This window comes from Novosphingobium sp. GW821-FHT09E05 (genome assembly GCF_059416165.1).
In genome coordinates this window covers 858,580-874,409 of sequence record NZ_JBWKOQ010000001.1, presented here as the reverse complement: position 1 = coordinate 874,409, position 15,830 = coordinate 858,580, and the positions used below count along the sequence as shown (strand labels likewise).

The 15,830-nt window shown below is 64.0% G+C and carries 13 protein-coding genes; 5 read left to right on the top strand and 8 right to left on the bottom strand.

The features are described 5' to 3' along the window. Nucleotides 1–73 precede the first annotated feature (73 nt). Together AC07M9_RS04035 and AC07M9_RS04030 are read left to right on the top strand one after the other, a co-directional pair. The gene (locus AC07M9_RS04035) at nt 74–766 is read left to right on the top strand and encodes a response regulator (RefSeq protein ID WP_494881506.1); all 693 of its coding nucleotides are present in this window, start codon (nt 74–76) and stop codon (nt 764–766) included. Next, nucleotides 766–1,431 carry a sensor histidine kinase gene (locus tag AC07M9_RS04030; RefSeq protein ID WP_494881505.1) on the top strand — a complete coding sequence of 222 codons (666 nt, stop codon included), beginning with the start codon at nt 766–768 and terminating at the stop codon, nt 1,429–1,431. Before AC07M9_RS04035 ends, AC07M9_RS04030 begins: the two co-directional genes overlap by 1 nt. A 23-nt stretch (nt 1,432–1,454) precedes the next feature. Here the strand turns inward: AC07M9_RS04030 and AC07M9_RS04025 are convergent, their stop codons facing one another. The 3 genes from AC07M9_RS04025 to AC07M9_RS04015 form a co-directional block, all read right to left on the bottom strand. Then, complete coding sequence (locus tag AC07M9_RS04025) at nt 1,455–2,393, bottom strand: DUF4410 domain-containing protein (RefSeq protein ID WP_494881504.1); 939 nt, start codon at nt 2,391–2,393, stop codon at nt 1,455–1,457. 1,199 nt (nt 2,394–3,592) lie between these two features. Further along, entirely contained in the window at nt 3,593–3,799 is a 207-nt protein-coding gene (locus tag AC07M9_RS04020) for a ferredoxin (protein ID WP_494881503.1), read from the bottom strand. Continuing rightward, nucleotides 3,796–5,007, bottom strand: a complete 1,212-nt coding sequence (locus AC07M9_RS04015; protein ID WP_494881501.1) for a cytochrome P450 — start codon at nt 5,005–5,007, stop codon at nt 3,796–3,798. Before AC07M9_RS04015 ends, AC07M9_RS04020 begins: the two co-directional genes overlap by 4 nt. Before the next feature lie 758 nt (nt 5,008–5,765). On the opposite strand from AC07M9_RS04015, the gene AC07M9_RS04010 reads away from it, so the two are divergent. Further along, nucleotides 5,766–8,027: a putative bifunctional diguanylate cyclase/phosphodiesterase gene (locus AC07M9_RS04010; RefSeq protein ID WP_494881499.1), complete on the top strand. Its 2,262-nt coding sequence runs from the start codon at nt 5,766–5,768 to the stop codon at nt 8,025–8,027. Nucleotides 8,028–8,496: 469 nt separating this feature from the next. Continuing rightward, nucleotides 8,497–8,766 carry a hypothetical protein gene (locus AC07M9_RS04005; protein WP_494881497.1) on the top strand — a complete coding sequence of 90 codons (270 nt, stop codon included), beginning with the start codon at nt 8,497–8,499 and terminating at the stop codon, nt 8,764–8,766. A gap of 16 nt (nt 8,767–8,782) precedes the next feature. Here AC07M9_RS04005 and AC07M9_RS04000 read toward each other — a convergent pair whose 3' ends face one another. The 3 genes from AC07M9_RS04000 to AC07M9_RS03990 form a co-directional block, all read right to left on the bottom strand. Next, the gene (locus tag AC07M9_RS04000; RefSeq protein WP_494881495.1) at nt 8,783–10,033 is read right to left on the bottom strand and encodes an MFS transporter; all 1,251 of its coding nucleotides are present in this window, start codon (nt 10,031–10,033) and stop codon (nt 8,783–8,785) included. Nucleotides 10,034–10,262: 229 nt separating this feature from the next. Continuing rightward, complete coding sequence (locus AC07M9_RS03995; RefSeq protein WP_494881493.1) at nt 10,263–10,769, bottom strand: nuclear transport factor 2 family protein; 507 nt, start codon at nt 10,767–10,769, stop codon at nt 10,263–10,265. Nucleotides 10,770–10,780: 11 nt separating this feature from the next. After that, entirely contained in the window at nt 10,781–11,959 is a 1,179-nt protein-coding gene (locus AC07M9_RS03990; protein WP_494881491.1) for an FAS1-like dehydratase domain-containing protein, read from the bottom strand. 246 nt (nt 11,960–12,205) lie between these two features. On the opposite strand from AC07M9_RS03990, the gene AC07M9_RS03985 reads away from it, so the two are divergent. Further along, nucleotides 12,206–13,000 carry an SDR family oxidoreductase gene (locus AC07M9_RS03985; protein ID WP_494881490.1) on the top strand — a complete coding sequence of 265 codons (795 nt, stop codon included), beginning with the start codon at nt 12,206–12,208 and terminating at the stop codon, nt 12,998–13,000. A 60-nt stretch (nt 13,001–13,060) separates the two neighbouring features. Here the strand turns inward: AC07M9_RS03985 and AC07M9_RS03980 are convergent, their stop codons facing one another. Together AC07M9_RS03980 and AC07M9_RS03975 are read right to left on the bottom strand one after the other, a co-directional pair. After that, entirely contained in the window at nt 13,061–13,822 is a 762-nt protein-coding gene (locus AC07M9_RS03980; RefSeq protein WP_494881488.1) for an SDR family NAD(P)-dependent oxidoreductase, read from the bottom strand. A gap of 42 nt (nt 13,823–13,864) precedes the next feature. Continuing rightward, on the bottom strand, nt 13,865–15,772 hold the full coding sequence (locus AC07M9_RS03975; RefSeq protein ID WP_494881486.1) for a CocE/NonD family hydrolase: 1,908 nt from the start codon (nt 15,770–15,772) through the stop codon (nt 13,865–13,867). Nucleotides 15,773–15,830: the final 58 nt, after the last annotated feature.

Below are 15,830 nucleotides of genomic sequence, written 5' to 3'. Positions count from 1 at the left end.
CGCGCGGTGCAGCAGCGCGGTTTCTCCACGATTCCTCCATCGATCGCGGTCATATTGGGCGCGAGGTGGAAGCATGACGTCGAAGATTCTGGTGGTGGAAGACGAGCGGGAGATCGCCGACCTTCTGGTTGCGTACATCGAGCGGGCAGGAATGCAGGCATTGAGGGCCTCCTCGGTCAGCGAGGCGGTGATGACCCATCACCAGGGTGGGCCGGATCTGGTGCTCCTGGATATCGGCCTGCCCGGCGGCGACGGACTGGACGTTCTTGCCGCAATCAGGCGCCGCACGGACACGCCGGTCATTATGCTGACGGCCGTCGACGACGACGTCTCCAAGCTATCGTCCTTTCGCATCGGCGCCGACGATTATGTCATCAAGCCTTTCAATCCTTCGGAGGTAATCGAGCGCATCCGCGCCGTCCTGCGCCGCGCGAATGGTGAGCGCGAACCCAAGCGGCTGACGATCGGACCGCTAGAGATCGACCTCGAAGCCAGGGTTGTTAGCTGTGCAGGCGAGGATGCCATCTCCGTACGTCTCAACCTGACGCCGACCGAGTTCGCCATTCTCGCGCATATGGCACGCTATCCGCGCCGGGCGTTCACCCGCGCCGAATTGTTGGAGGCGGCAGCGCCGGGCAGCGAAGCCTACGACCGCGTCATTGACAGTCACCTCTCCAAACTGCGCCAGAAGCTGGTAGTAGCCGGCTGCGCGGACATTATCGAGCCAGTACGGGGTGTAGGGTATCGCCTTTGGCTGGAAGGGTAATGCAACAAGGCCGCCATATCTTCGCGGCCGCCCTCGCCCACGAACTGCGAACCCCGCTGACGATCCTGAAAGGGAGACTCCATGCGCTGGACGATGCGGTGCTAGCGCCATCGACGGGGGAATGCGCCCGTCTGCTGCAACTCGTCGATCAGGTCCTGCGCAGCGTCGAGGAAGTCAGCCTGTTCGCCCGTGCCCACTCGGGCGAAATATCATTGGACGTTCGGCCGATTGATCTGGCGCTTGTCGTGGAGCGTGCAATAGCGGATGTGCAGCCGATCGCGCAGGCGGCCACCGTGGAAATTGTCGCGAACACGAGAACGGCGCGTGGACGGGGAGACTTCGCGTGCCTTGTTCAGGCTGTCTCGATCCTGCTGCGACATCTTGTCGATCGCACCCCGTCGGGCGGGCGTCTGGCCGTGGAATTGGAAGTGTTCCCGCAGCCGGTACTGCGTATCTCGGGCGCGGCGGATCAGCTTTTGCCCGGCGAAGACGAGGACCTGCTTATTCCCTTTTCGCCCGCCGACGGCAGGGCGGGCACAAAGATGACCTGCGCCATCGGCCCGGCTCTGGCGGCGGCGATCGTCGATGCTCACGGCGGAACACTTGCGATCACGGCTGCGACTGGTGGCGAGGGCCGTGTGCTGCAGCTGACCATCGCCCCATAGCAATACCAGCCAGGTTGGCCTCGTCACCGATCCTGGTTGGCAAGCTCGGAAGCATGAGACGTGTCATACCCAAGCGCAGCGTCCTCGAAATGGCCCGCTTCCTTCATGAGCGCAGCGGAAACACGCTGCGCCAGACTTTTGCTCGCAGCGATGCTTTCACCCATCATGCGCACCGAACCCTTCACTTCCCGCTGCAGAACCACGGTGCCTTGGGCATCGGTAAATCGCAGGTCGGCCCGGATGAGCGTCTTGCCGGCTACCATGCCGACAATGGGCAACGCCCCACGTACTCCAGCATTGCCCTTCTTGTACTGCGTGACGTCCAGGTCTAGCATGGCAGCATCGTCATCGCTGCGTATGTCGCCCTGCCGCCAGACGGTCTCGAACATGCTGCTCTTTCGCAATTGCGCGATGAGCTCCTCATAAGTCGCCGCGACAAAGGCCGGCGGCAGTTTACCGTTGGAACCGGGCAGGTTTATCCGAACGCTATGTTCGCGAGGGCGGTGACCCCGTGCCGCTAAGCGCACGCCATCAGGTCGAAGACTATCACTAAGGCGGTCGTCCATAACCGCCGCAGGGTGGATGCCCGCTTGGTCGAAGGCCTGCAGTACGCTTTGCCTGCTCGTCTTCGGCAAGAGCAGGACGGCGCCGTGAAATCCCTGGTGTTCATCGACGTAGAACAGTGTCAGCGTCTCCGCCCCCGGCCTGATCATGCTGTAAATTTGCCCCGCCTGCGGCGCCATGCTCGCGAGATTGCCTTTGACGCCGCGCATGAGCCCCTTGTTGGAATGCTCCAGAGCCACGACGCGCACCGCACCCATGGGAATCGTGCCGTGCTCCGTCTTACCGTTGAAGCGGATGAGATCACCATCGATCTCCAGCCGCCCGGCCGTGCCTGCCGCCAAACCAGCGAAACCGACGACATTCACCGCACCTTCAATGACGACCGGTGCCGAGATCATAGTTCGATGACGGAATGTAACCGCGGCGTCGCTCGTGGCTTCGGCTCGCACTGCTTGTACGGCAGGGCCTATCGTCAGGGCAGCAAAAACGAGCCCGTACGCCAGACGCGACGACCAGGAGTTATGGCGAAGATAACACATTATTTTTTGCCTTACTGTTTCAGGCAGGCACCGACGGTAGCGCAAGTCCCGACGCATCATGGAACCTGGGTGCGGCACTCGCGCACGGCCAAGCCTGCCATTTTATTTGGGATGATAGGAGTACGAGGCGCGTAACTAGCAGTCCGACAAGTGCCGCCGCGCGCATTCACTATAGGCCTCATCGCGTTTGCGCATCTCTCGCCCGCGATTACGATCTGCTTCGTCCTGGCTGGTGGTCGTCCAATCGACCGTCTTGCTCACTGCTTTGACCGGCAATGTCGCCAGCCCGCAACCCGATAGAAGAAGTATCGAACCGGCAGCCAGTCCTGCCGTGAGCGGCCACAGTGGCGATCGTCGACGCGAGGCTGCTGGCGATTTTGGCGCTTTCCAGAACTCGGACCGTGACGCTGCTTCAATAGAGATTCTCGCAAGGTCCGCATGCATCGCTTTTTCCAGTCACGTTGAAAACCGACCTGCCTCTTAGACACGGCATGTGGAGCGGCGATGGAGCAATTATGGCCAGCTGAACATGCCTGCGCTGGACGCTTCAGGGGCAATCCCATGTCGAGGACGCGCCAACGGACGATCGGACCGGCGGAGCTTTCGCGAGGCGCTGCACGTCATTCAGGTGGGGCTTTGCCGGTGCGACGTTGGAGAATTCTTCGGAAACGGGCCGCCCGATCGGTGCTGACGTCGATCGCAAACGACGGGGTCGATGCTGAGCGCGATAACGTGTGGCCAGAAGCATGAAGACGCGCCGCTGAGCCAACCCGCCTAGCCTGCTCGCAAAGGTCGTTTGAGCATCATCGACACGACCATGCATCGATCGCACACAACCTGCGATCTTCTTCACCACCGAGGCGCGCAACGGCACTTTGTGAACGCTATGCAGGTGTGCGCGAGCCGGAGTGCGCAGGCCTCCGACAGCCTGCGCGCCCATATTAATGCTGCCGGATCCCCTTAGGCTTACGACGTTGCCACATCCTCAGGCTCTCCTCCGTTGATATCGGCAGTCGAATTGGCCTTCGACGTTTCGTTGGATAGGTGTTTGACCGGGCTCAATCTGGTGAGGAGTCGCCTCTTATGGAAATCGCTTGTGCCGGGCACTGGCTCGCCGCCCGGCGCACCAGATCCTCGAGCTCCGGCGGCACCTCGCCCACCAGCACCGTGGCGTAGCCGTCGTCGTGCAGTTCGAACACCTCGGGGCAGATACCCACGCAGATGCCAAAACCTGCGCAGAGGTCCGTGTCGACATGGACATTCATCGCGGGCCAGCCTCCACCGGATCGAACTCCAGCGCGATATGCGTCAGTCCGCGCAGGATGAATGTGGGCAGATAGCCGTAGCGCCGCGCGTCGGCGGGCCCGTGGACCTTCTCCGAGATGCGGATGTCGCTGGTCCGGTCGAACATGCGATTGAGGCTGACGACCGCCTCGGCGCGCGCCAGGGGAGCGCCCGGACACGCATGGCGGCCTGCGCCGAAGGCCACATGCAGGCGGGCGTTCTTCCGGTCCAGTTCGAATTCGCCGGGGTTTTCGAACTTGCGCGCATCCCGGTTGGCGGCGCTGTTGGCGATATAGAGGAAGGCACCGGCGGGGACATCGACACCCCCGACGCTCGTCGGCTTCTTGGCCAATCGGAAGTCGCCCTTTACCGGCCCCTCGATCCGCAGGCATTCCTCGACGAAATTGGGGATGAGGCTGCGATCCTCGCGCAGGCGCTTCTGAAGGTCGGGACGTTCGCCCACCACCTTGAACGCATAGCTGAGCAAACGCACCGTGGTTTCCTGGCCGGCCGCGAACAGATTGGCGGCGATCCGGGCAACGTCGAGCGGCTCCGGCACCTCGCCGCCGGGGAAGGTGGCCCTGGCGAGCCCGGTCAGGATATCCTCCCGGGGATTTGCCCTGCGGTCCTCGATATAGTTCGAGAACTTATCGTAGAGCCACACGAGAGGACCGTGGTTGACCTCCCCGTCCGTGCCGCCGACCACGGCTCCGCCACTTTCCTGCTCCACGCGGATCAGGTGCTTGCGGAACTCGGTCCGGTCCTCGGGCGGCACGCCGAGCAGATCGGATACGACGAGCACGGCAAAAGGCTGGGCGAAGTCGTCCATGAATTCGCATTCGCCGCGGGCAAGGAACGTGTCGATCTGCTGATCGGCCAGCTTCCACATGAACGCCTCATTTTCCTTGAGGCGCTTCGGTGTGATCAGCGACATCAGCAATGCCCGGTGGGCCGAGTGCGTCGGAGGATCCATGGTAGGGAGCTGGTCGCTGAACGGCGTCTGGTCGCGATAGGTTTCGATCAGTTCGGAAATATCTTCTTGCTCGTGACCCGCCAGCGGGATGGGGCAACCCGCGAACGGCCCCGTCGTCGACATGCAGGACGAGAACCGCGCGGGATCGTTGTAGACTTCGAGCGCTTCGGCGTAGCCCGTTACCATGACGATCCCCTGATGCGGCTCGCGCACCACCGGAGACTGGTCTCTCAGGTAATCGAAGTAGCCGTAGGGATCGTCGATGAACCGATCGCTGCGGAAGAAATCATGCGCTTCGAATTCGCTGGTGATATCGTTCATGTGCTCTCCTGCGACGTGCCGCCGGCATCCTCCGGGGTCACGATCTTATCACAGACCGGGGGATTGTAACGCTGTTGCAAAGTGCCAGCTACTCGGTTCGCGCCCGGAGAGAAGTGCATCTCCGAAACAATGCACTCGGTCTTTCCAAACAACCGAAGACGTCCAGCTTGAAGGGCTGGGTGACACGATAGCGGCTTGGCCCCATGACACTCAGCGCCCCCACCACATCGCGTACCCGATGACGACCAGAGGGATCAGGGCGCAGACCAGCGATAGGGCGGGATTGCTGTTCCTTCGCATGGTGACTTCCTTTACTCGTGAAGCCGCCATCGTGATCGTTTCGTGTGGAGGGATCATGGATCGCCCATTGAGCTTCTGTCGAAGTCGAATGGCCAGGTAGCATTTTGACTTCGGTTCGTCCGGTCTGGAAGCGGAGCAATTTACCGTGAGCGCCCGGCGCGATCGCGAGTGTGAGCTCACAAAGATTCAAACCCGGGGCCGGAGTGGCAGCCCATCTTTAGCCAAATAGCAGGAGGTGGTTCGAAGGCTTTCGCTGGGCGCTTTGCAAGCGAAGTAATTTAGAAAAAACGGGAGCTTCGCCTGGATCGAATTTTCAGACGTGCGCTCAGGAGTAGGAATTTTACTCCCCGTTAATGCGTTTCAGCCAGTTTAGGTCGATGGCAACATTGTACGCCGCGCTTAGGAAAGCATACCGCGTTGCGCTGCGCATATCGCGAGCCGGCAGTTCGTCTAACACTGCGCTGTTGACTGTGTTGATATTTCTCTCGGTGTTGACTTCAGCGCTAATCGTAAGCTTTCTCGTCTCTCACGCCGATGACCACGCCGATAAACTGGCAGCGATCTCGATATCTGGGGCCATCGACCGCGAACGCTCGCGTATCAGCAACGAAGCCTACATCAACGCGCATTGGGACGATGCGTTCACCCATGCTTACGGCTCTATGCAGGATCCATGGATAGCATCGCAGTGGGGGACCCCCATCGGCACGGGTTACGTGATTGATGCACACGGGCGCACATTGTTTGCGCATCTTCCAGAAGGGCGGGAACCGCCACTTGCTGAATTGATCGGATCGCGCACGCTGAAAGCTTTGCTTGCCAGAGTTCCTGTCAACGAAGCCGCCGTCAGACTGCGGGGCGACGCCGTCGTACTTCTTGGAAAGGCGGGGGGAACGCCGGCCTTGATTGCCTTCTCCCCGATCGTGCGGGAACGAGGCCCCGCAACGCTCGACATGTCGTCCTACCGCATTTTCGTCGACATACGTTTGCTCGACCATAAACTGCTGGCAGAATGGGCGAAGGGCTTCGGCTTGCGGGATCTGCGATGGCTCCCTGACGGCAAGGCCTCGCGTGACGAGGCGTCGACCGATGTGCGCGACTGGTCGGGAGCTTACATTGGCACGATCGCTTGGAAGCGCCTCGCTCCGGGTTCTTTGGCGGTTCGCGAAGCGATGCCGATCATCTGCTTGTGCATCGTCTTGTTCCTCGCCATCGCGGCGATGATCGCGCGCCGGGTTCGACATCTCAACGTGCAACTGGCGGAGCACTCCTACACCGCAGCGGAAGCGGGCCGGCAGGAGCGCGAGGCGCGGTTGCTAGCCGACAGCGACGAGCTTACGGGACTCTACAACCGGCGGCGATTCTACGCCGATCTGGAGACTGCGGCCACGCCGGCGAACCTCAACGCGATGACCGTGGGATTGGTGGACCTGGACCGCTTCAAGGCAGTCAATGATACCTTTGGCCACCTGGTCGGAGACCGCTTGCTGGTGGAGGTCGCTCAGGTATTTCGCGACACGGCAGGGACCGCTGCCACACTCTATCGCATCGGCGGTGATGAGTTCGCCATCATCCTGTGGCTGGATGCGGAAGCAGCATTTCAGCTCGCCGAGAGGATGTGCGCAGTAGTGGCGACGCCGATGCGGATTTGTGACCGCCAAGTGAGCGTCGGGGCATCCATAGGGCTGGGAGCGTTTGTCGATGCCGAGCTGAGCCCGCTTGCACTTGCAAAGCGAGCGGACCATGCGCTCTACCACGCAAAGCGTGAGAGAACTGGCCGCCCTGTGTTATTCAGCCCGGAGCTCGACCGGCGGGTAACGGACGACCACACTATCGAGGCCGAACTGCAATCCAGCGCATTTGAAAGCGAATTGCAGTTTGACGTACAGCCAATCGTCTCGATGAGGACCGGCGCGATAGTGGGCGGCGAACTCCTGGCGCGCTGGACGAGTGCACGACTGGGGGTCATCCAGCCACAGCGTTTTGTCGAAATAGCGGAACGCAGCGCTCTGATTCATATCCTCACGCGAAACGCAATGCGTCGCGCGCTGGAACTGCTCGAAGTTCTGCCGGCCGGCCGAAGCCTTTCCGTAAACGTGTCTGCTTGCGATCTGCAGTGCGCTGACACGGTCAATGCGATTCTCCACATGGTCAACCGCTCGCCGGTCGATCCCGGCCGTCTATGTATCGAAGTGACTGAGACCGCAGTAATGCGAAACCTTGACGCAGCAATCAATGCGCTCCGCCGGTTTCGCGCCTTGGGCATGGAGGTTGCACTCGACGATTTCGGTACCGGGTATTCTAGCCTGAGCAATCTCCATCGCCTGCCGCTCGACAAGGTCAAGATTGATCGAAGCTTCGCCTTGGACCTTGATAACACCTACAGCGTATCGATCATCCACGCAGTCCTCAACCTTTGCAGTTCGCTTGGCCTGGTGTGCATTGTGGAAGGGGTCGAGACCTCTGTACAGGCAACAAACTTGCAGAACATCGGCTGCGACCTCATGCAGGGGTATCTATTCAGTTATCCGCTTCACCCTGCAGTCTTCGTAACGTTTGCGTCATTTTGGGCGCCACAAATCGCCGAGCTTCCTTCGCTGGAGCATGGCAGATGAACATATCGGCGGTCCCGAGGCCGGCCGACCGCTCTTGGGAGAAGCTGGCGTTGGTTCGTTCGCCGCTGAACAGCATATGTTGGTCGACACCTGCCAGAACACCATTTTGTTCGGCAATGAACTTCCGCTACGAACTACCCGCATGGGGACGACTTGCCAACCTGCAGCACGATGTATCGCCAAGCTTAAATAATTAGCAGAGCGGCGTCGCTAAGCGGGAAAAGCTGCGCTGATCGAGTTCCACAGCGCCAACCACAATATACCAATTGAACATCTTGACATTACGGTTGCTGAGTATCACAAGCGCACAATGAATCCCAGTTATGATCACAGTCATTTTGTGATTATAGTTGGTATTAATGAATTAAAAAAATCAGTATATAGATCATATCCAATTACTTGTTTCGGAATTTCGTATCCTGCCGCCCCAGCCAGCACTTCACCGCCGAGAGGGGTGAGAGGAGAACCCATGACCGCATCGTCCGCAATCCAGGATACGCGCGACCACTTCGCCCATTGCATCCAGGTGTTCGGCGGCACGACCGCCGCATCGCGCCGTCTCGGCATTGATGAGCGGGCGCTCCGGCGCTTCGTGAATGGGGACCTGCCGATCAGCAGCCGCCTGCTGGGAGACACCGCCACGGCGCTGCGCGCGCTCATCGCCGAAGCGACGGCGGCGGAAGCGGGCATCGCCGCACTGGACCTCGAAACGGGCGAGACGCAGAACAAGCCGGGCTGACCGGCTCAGCCGCCCGTCAACCGACCTTCGGCCTGTCCGCCGACCACGGCAGGAACAGGAACAGCAGCGCGCCCACCGCGATCGAGCCCGACACCGCGTAGAGGAACGGCGCGAAGCTGTCGTAGGCGGCGAGCGTGCGGCTGATCGCCAGCGCGCCCAGCGCCGAGGCAAGGAAGCTCACCGTGTAGACCAGCCCGAGCGTCGTGTTGTAGATTCGCAAGCTGAAGTAGCGCGCCACGAGGTACGAGATCAGGTCGCTCTCCGCCCCCACCGCGAGGCCGACGAGGAACATGGCGGCGCCGATCACCGGCACCGAATCGTGGCTCGTCCCCAGCACGAAGAAACCGAGCGCGGGCAGCACCATCGACAGGCTCGTCACCAGCGGCGTCGCGAAACGGTCGAGCGCGAGGCCGCAGGCGATGCGGCCGATCACCGTGCCCGCCGCGTAGATCGTCACGATGTTCGCGGCGGTCTGCGCGGAGATATGGTTGTCCACCAGCATCAGGTTCATCTGCGAGGCGTGAAGCGGGGTCTGCAGCAGGCACAGGAACATCGCGGCGAAGATCGTCCAGAACACCGGGCTCCTGAGGATCGTGCCATAGTCGCCGCGCGCCGGGCGGTGGAGTTCGGCCGTGGCCGGCAGGTCGGGCAGGTTGGCCCCCGGCCCCGCCTCGTGCCCCGGCCCGGTGCCCTTGGGGATCATCCGCACCGCTGCCAGCCCCGCCAACAATGCGATCGCGCCGAGCACGAGGTAGGCGCTGCGCCAGCCGATGGCCTCGATCCACCAGTTGGTCAGCGGCACCAGCGCCATCGCCAGCAGTGCCGGCACGCAGTTGACGATCGTCAGCGCGAGGCCGGTCGCCTTCTCGAAGTTCTCGGCGATGAGGCGGGTGTAGACGAGCGTGCTGGTCAGACTGCCCACCGCCAGCGTCGCGGTGGAGGCAGCGAGGAACCAGGCGAAGCTGCCGTTCTGCGTCGAATAGCCGATGAAGCACAGCGGGATCGCCAGCGTCCCCAGCAGCGCCATGCGCCGCACGCCCAGCCGGTCGGTGAAGCGGCCGACGAAGGGCAGGATGAAGATCGTCGTCAGCATCGTCAGCCCGACGAGCGCGAACTGCGAGCGCGACCAGCCGAATTCGCGCACGAGGTGCGGCGCGAAAGCGCTGTTGGTATAGGCGAACAGCGGCAGGCTGGTGCCCGACCCCAGGCTGGCGGCGATCAGCGGCCGCACGTTGCGGCGCAGTTCGCCGGTGTAGCTCGTGGACATTCAGGCTCTCCCCAGTGCCCGGCGGTTGTCCCGCAAGGTCGTATCGTTGTCGAACCGGCGGGGCGATATCGGCGTGCGTCCCCCCGGTGCTCCTCTGGCTAGGCGGCCGCTACAACACTCCGTCGCCCCCGCGTAGGCGGGGGGCCCGCTTCATACGCGAGGCCGAAAGAACAAGCGGGTCCGCGCCTTGGCGGGGACGACGGGTTTGGGAGGTGTATGCTTCCATCCCTCACCCAAGCGCACGGGCAAACCCGATGCGCCCGGCCCGCTCCTCCTCGTGGAGCGAGACGAGGTCGAGCTGGAAGACCATATCCTCCAGCGGCGTCTGGACGCGCGGGTTGCCGGTCCAGAACACCACGCGGCAGGTGCGTTTTTCGATCCGCCATCCCCCGGCGGTGCGCACCAGGCTATCGTCGTAATAGCCGGTGCCGTCCCACACCGGCGGATCCCCCGCAGCGTGACGGATGAGACGCCAGCTGCCGTAAGTATGGGCCGAGGCGCGGTCGCCCTCCACCTTGACGAGGTGGTTGGTCATCATGTGCTGGGTGGCGTCGAACAGTTCGTGGAACGAGCCGAAATCGACCTTGAACCGCTCGCGGTCCGTCCAGCTGGAGGTCGGGCCGTAGTCGGCGTCGACGTCGGCTGTGAAGATCCGGTCGAACAGGTCCCAGCGGCGGGTGTCCATGGCGAACCCGTAGAGGTTCAGCAGTTCGATGATGTCCTCGCGGTCGGCCATGGCGGTTCCCTTCAGCGCGGCAGCGAGACGGTGGCGGTGCCCTTGAGGATCGTCGCGCCTTCCTGCGTGGTCATGCGGGTTTCGACCGTCACCACCGGCAGGCCGAACGCGCTGGTCTCCTGCTTGTCGACCACGGCGGCGTCCACGTAGGTCACGTCGCCCTCGAAGGCGGGGCTGCGGAACTGGGTCTTGGAGTGCCAGATGAAGCCGTCGACCCCCGCCCAGTAGGCCACCGTATCCAGATGCCAGGCGTTCATCGACGAGCCGTAGCCGTAGACCCCGCCCATGCCGACCTTCTCGCCCTTCTCGGCGTTGATGTGGCCGGAGCTGGGGCCGTGGAACAGGCCGTCACCGTGGCGGGGATCGATCTTGCGGGCCTCGAAGTCGTAGGACATGTCGTCGGCGAAACCGGCGTCCTCGGTCGCGGGATCGTAGACGCCTTCGGGCACGTTCCAGCGCCATGTCCCCCAGATGTTCTGGCGGTGCGCGCGGCATTCGAGCGCGAAAGTCACGCGGCTGTGCGGGCCGATCACGCGGCGCGGCAGCGTGTCACCGACCTTGACCTCGCTCCATGACGGCGAGACGCCCGAGCGCCCGGCCCGGATCCAGTCGAGCCGCACCTTCGCCACTTCCTCCAGTTCGGAGCGCGACCACAGCTTGGGCGGCACGTTGCCCTTGTCGTAGACCTTGCGCCTGGCGGCCTCCTCCACGAGGTAGCGGATCGAGGTCGCGCGCTCCTTGGCGACGAGGGCCCCGTGCTGGTTGCGGTGAACGGTGTCGCCGTCGGCGAACATCGTCGGCCCGGCGAAGGCGGTGTCGGAGATCTTGTAGCCGGCGAAGCTGCGCTCCTGCGTTAGCTTGTCGCCGGGGCGGACGGGGGTGCCGTAGAACCACCACTCCTCGCCCGCGAAGATCAGGTGCGAGCCGGGGATCTTGCCCACGCAGGAGGGGTGGCAGCCGTGGCCGTAGTCCATCGCCACGGTGAAGCTCTGCGGCGCGACGATGCCGCCGAACCTGCTCGCCCGCGCATATTGCTCGTCCCAGTGGAGCGGGTTGGCGTAGTCCATCGCCTGCACCCAGCGGCGGATGTCGGTCGCGTTGCAGGGGTCGTAGAACTCCGCGAAGATGACGGGCTTGCCCACCCACTTGTCGACATCGCTGGTATCCAGGGTGACGTCACCTTCGGCCATCGCTCATCCGTTCCGTATCGTTGAACTTCGCTCTTTCGCGACGCCATCCAAGGCGCGCTCGCCCGGAGGCGCAAGAGCATCGGCAGCGCGTGCAAGCGCGATTGCCGATGCGGACCAGTGAGAGCGCGCCGCCTCCGCAGGGGCGATACTTGCAGTGGGTTAGCATCGGCGTTTCGACATGTGTCCACTCCCTGCGGTAGCGAGACCAGCATACGATTCGAGCAGAGTTCGGGGAGAAACATTCCAATGCAGATCGACAACACGCTGGCCGCCATCGTCACCGGCGGCGCCTCGGGCCTGGGCCGCGCCAGTGCGCAGGCGCTGGCGGACGCGGGCGTCAAGGTCGCCATCTTCGACATCAGCGAGGAAGCCGGCGAGGCCTTCGCAGCCGAGATCGGCGGCATCTTCTGCAACGTCAACATCATGGACGAGGACAGCGTCGAGGCCGGCTTCGCCAAGGCCCGCGCGGCCCACGGACAGGAGCGGATCGTCGTCCACTGTGCGATCGTCGCCGGCGGCGGCAAGACCGTCTCGTTCGACAAGAAGACCGGCGCCTACAAGCGCACCGCGACCGAGCAGATCTCCAAGTCGGCCGAGGGCATCTTCACCGCCTCGTACCGCGTCGCCTCGATCGCGGCGCTGGGTATGGCCAATGCCGAACCGCTGAACGATGACGGCGAGCGCGGGGCGATCATTCTCACCTCCTCGGCCGCGGCGCAGGACGGCCAGGTCGGCCAGGTCGCCTACGGCGGCGGCAAGGGCGCGGTGAACGCGATGGTCCTGCCGATGGCGCGCGACCTCATGGACCTCGGCATCCGCGTCAACGCGATCATGCCGGGCACGTTCGCCACCCCGCCGATGCTGCGCGTCAAGGAGCACGCCCCGGAGGTCTACGAGAACCTCGGCAAGGCCGTGCCCTTCCCCCGCCGCCTCGGCAAGCCGGAGGAGTTCGGCTCCTTCGTGCTGGAACTGGCGCGCAACACCTACTTCAACGGCCAGTGCATCCGCCTCGACGGCGCGATCCGCATGCCGCCGAAGTAAGCTCCTTCGCGATACGATACGACAAGGGCCGCGCCGCAGGGTGCGGCCCTTTTGCGTTGCTCAGGTGACCGTGAAGCCGCCGTCCACCGCGATAACCTGGTTGGTCACGCGCGCGGCCATCGGGGTCGCGAAGTAGAGCACGGCGGAGGCGATGTCGCGCGGGGTACAGGTGCCGAGCGGCGGGCGGCGGTTGCCGGGGCCGACGGGTGGCGGGCCTTCCGCGCCGATCGCGCCGGGGGTGCCGACCCCGCCGGGCAGCACGGTGTTGACGGTGATGCCATGTTCCGCCAGCTCGAACGCGGCGGCGGTCGTCAGCGCAGCGATCGCGCCCTTGCTCGCAGTATAGGCGGCGAGGCCCTGGACGAACTGGCCGACGAGGCCAGAGGAAGCGCAGTTGACGATGCGGCCGCCGTCATTTCCGGCCGCCCCGCCCGCGATCATCGCGCGCGCGACCTCGCGGATCATCAGGAACGGCGCGCGGGCGTTGACGGCGTTGATCCGCTCCCAGTGCGCCGCGGTGGCGTCGAGCAGCATCTCGCGGTGCTGGAGCCCGGCGTTGTTGACCAGCAGCCACGGCGCGCCGTGCCGCTCCACCACCGCGGCGCAGGCCGCGACGATCGAGGCTTCGTCGGTGAGGTCGACGGCGACATGGTCCGCGGCCGTGCCCGCCTCGATGCAGGCGCGCGCGCCGGCTTCGTCACGGTCGGCGATGACAACCCACGCGCCGGCTTCGGTGAGCACTTCGCAGATACCCGCGCCGATGCCGCTGGCCCCGCCGGTGACGAGCGCCACGCGCCCCGACAGATCGAATGCTCCGGCCATAATCCACTCCCCGTATCGGGCGGGGAGTGGATCTCCCCTGCCTCAGTCCTGCGCGACCGGCAGCCAGACGGCGCTGGCCGAGTCGCCGCCCCAGTGTATCGTTTCGGTGGCCTTCACATAGTCGCTAGGCTTCGCCTCCATGATGGATGGCACCCAGCTCTGCGGGTTGCGGTCGTAGAGCGGGAACAGGCTCGACTGGACCTGCACCATGATCTTGTGGCCCGGCAGGAACACGTGGTCGACGTTGGGCAGCGCCCACTTGAAGTCGTAGACCTTGCCCGGCTCCAGCGGCTGCGGGTTGTCGAAACCGCTCACGTAGCGGCCGCGGAAGATCTCGATGCCGATGCCGAGCTGGTAGCCGGCCATCGTCGGATCGGCGCTGTTCTCGGCCGGGTAGACGTCGATCAGCTTCACCACGTAGTCGCTGTCGCGCCCGCTGGTCGCCGCGCGCAGGTCCACCTTGGGCGCGCCCTTGATGTGGAGCGGCTTGTCGAGCACCCCGGTCTGGTAGCTGAGCACGTCGGTGCGCCCGTCGACGAAACGCTGGTCGTGGACGAGCCAGGTCTTCCACTCGTCGCCCGACATCGTGATCGGGCGCGGCAGCATCGGCACCGGCTTCGCGGGGTCGGAGACGTAGGCGTCGGTGCCTGCCTGCGGTTTGGACCACGATAGCGCGTAGTTAGCGCCGAGATAGAGCGGGGTATAGGCGCCCGCCGGCCACTGCTGCGACACTTCCCAACGGTTCTCGCCGGTCGCGTAAGTCAGCACCGGCGGCGTATCGCAGGCCGGCGCACTGGTCTTGAGGTGGCAGTCGAGGAACGGCTTCATGTACTGCTTGCGGAACTGCAGGCCGGTATCGCCCTCCCACTTCAGCGCCCCCAGCGAGCGCGCCTCGTAGTTCACCTGGGAGTGGCGCCAGGGGCCGATCACCAGGCTCACGTTGTCGGCTCCGCTGGCCTTGAGCGCCTGGTAGACCGCCGGGGCGCCGTAGCTGTCCTCCTGGTCCCACTGGCCGACGACGAGCATGGTCGGCACCGTCAGCTTGCGCTGCGCCAGCAGCTTGTCGACCGCCTGCCCCTGCCACCAGGCGTCGTAGCTCGGATGCTCGAGCACCTTGCGCACCACCGGCAGGTCGGTGAGACCGTAAGCCCTGGCGTAGTCCATCGCCGAGCCGGCCGCGAGATAGGCGCTGTAGTCGTCGCCGGTCCCGCGCGGCACCGCGCCGCCGCCCGTCTTGACCGTCTGGCCGAGGTCGTAGTCGAAGCCGAAGGTGCGGAAGGCGCCGTTGTGGAACCAGTCGTCGCCCATCCAGCCGTCGACCATTGGGCTCTGCGGCACCGAGGCCTTGAGCGCCGGGTGCGGATCGACCAGCGCCATCAGCGAAGTGAAGCCGAGGTAGGACGAGCCTGTGATGCCGACCTTGCCGTTGCTCTCCTTTACGTTCTTCACCAGCCAGTCGATGGTGTCGTAGGCGTCGGTCGCGTGGTCGACCCTGGTCTTGTTGAGCGGCCCGCGCAGCGGCCGGTTCATCACGTAGTCGCCCTCGGACCCGTCGAGCCCGCGCACGTCCTGGTAGACGCGGATGTAGCCGTCGTTGACGAACTCGGCGTCGGCGACGGGGAGGATTTCCTCGATCTTCTGGCTGCGGTTGCGGCTGGTCATGCCGTCGGCGTTGTAGGGGGTGCGGCTGAGCAGTATTGGGCCGTCGGTGGTGCCCTTGCGGTAGACGATGACGGTGTAGAGCTTCTTGCCGTCGCGCATCGGCACCATCACGACCTTGCGCACGTAGTCCGCCTGGGGCCTCACCCAGTCGTAGGACTTCACCTGCTCGTTCATCATGGTGTCGGTGAGCGCGCCGCCGTCCTGCGCAAGGACAGCCTGGGGAGCGGCGATGGCGAATGCGAGCGCGGTCAGTGCCAGGCTCGCGACGTTCCTGGTCTTTTTGGTCATGGCGCTTGGGTGCCCCGCCGGCACGGACGGGTCAAGAGCCCGGCGTTGCGTTTTGTGC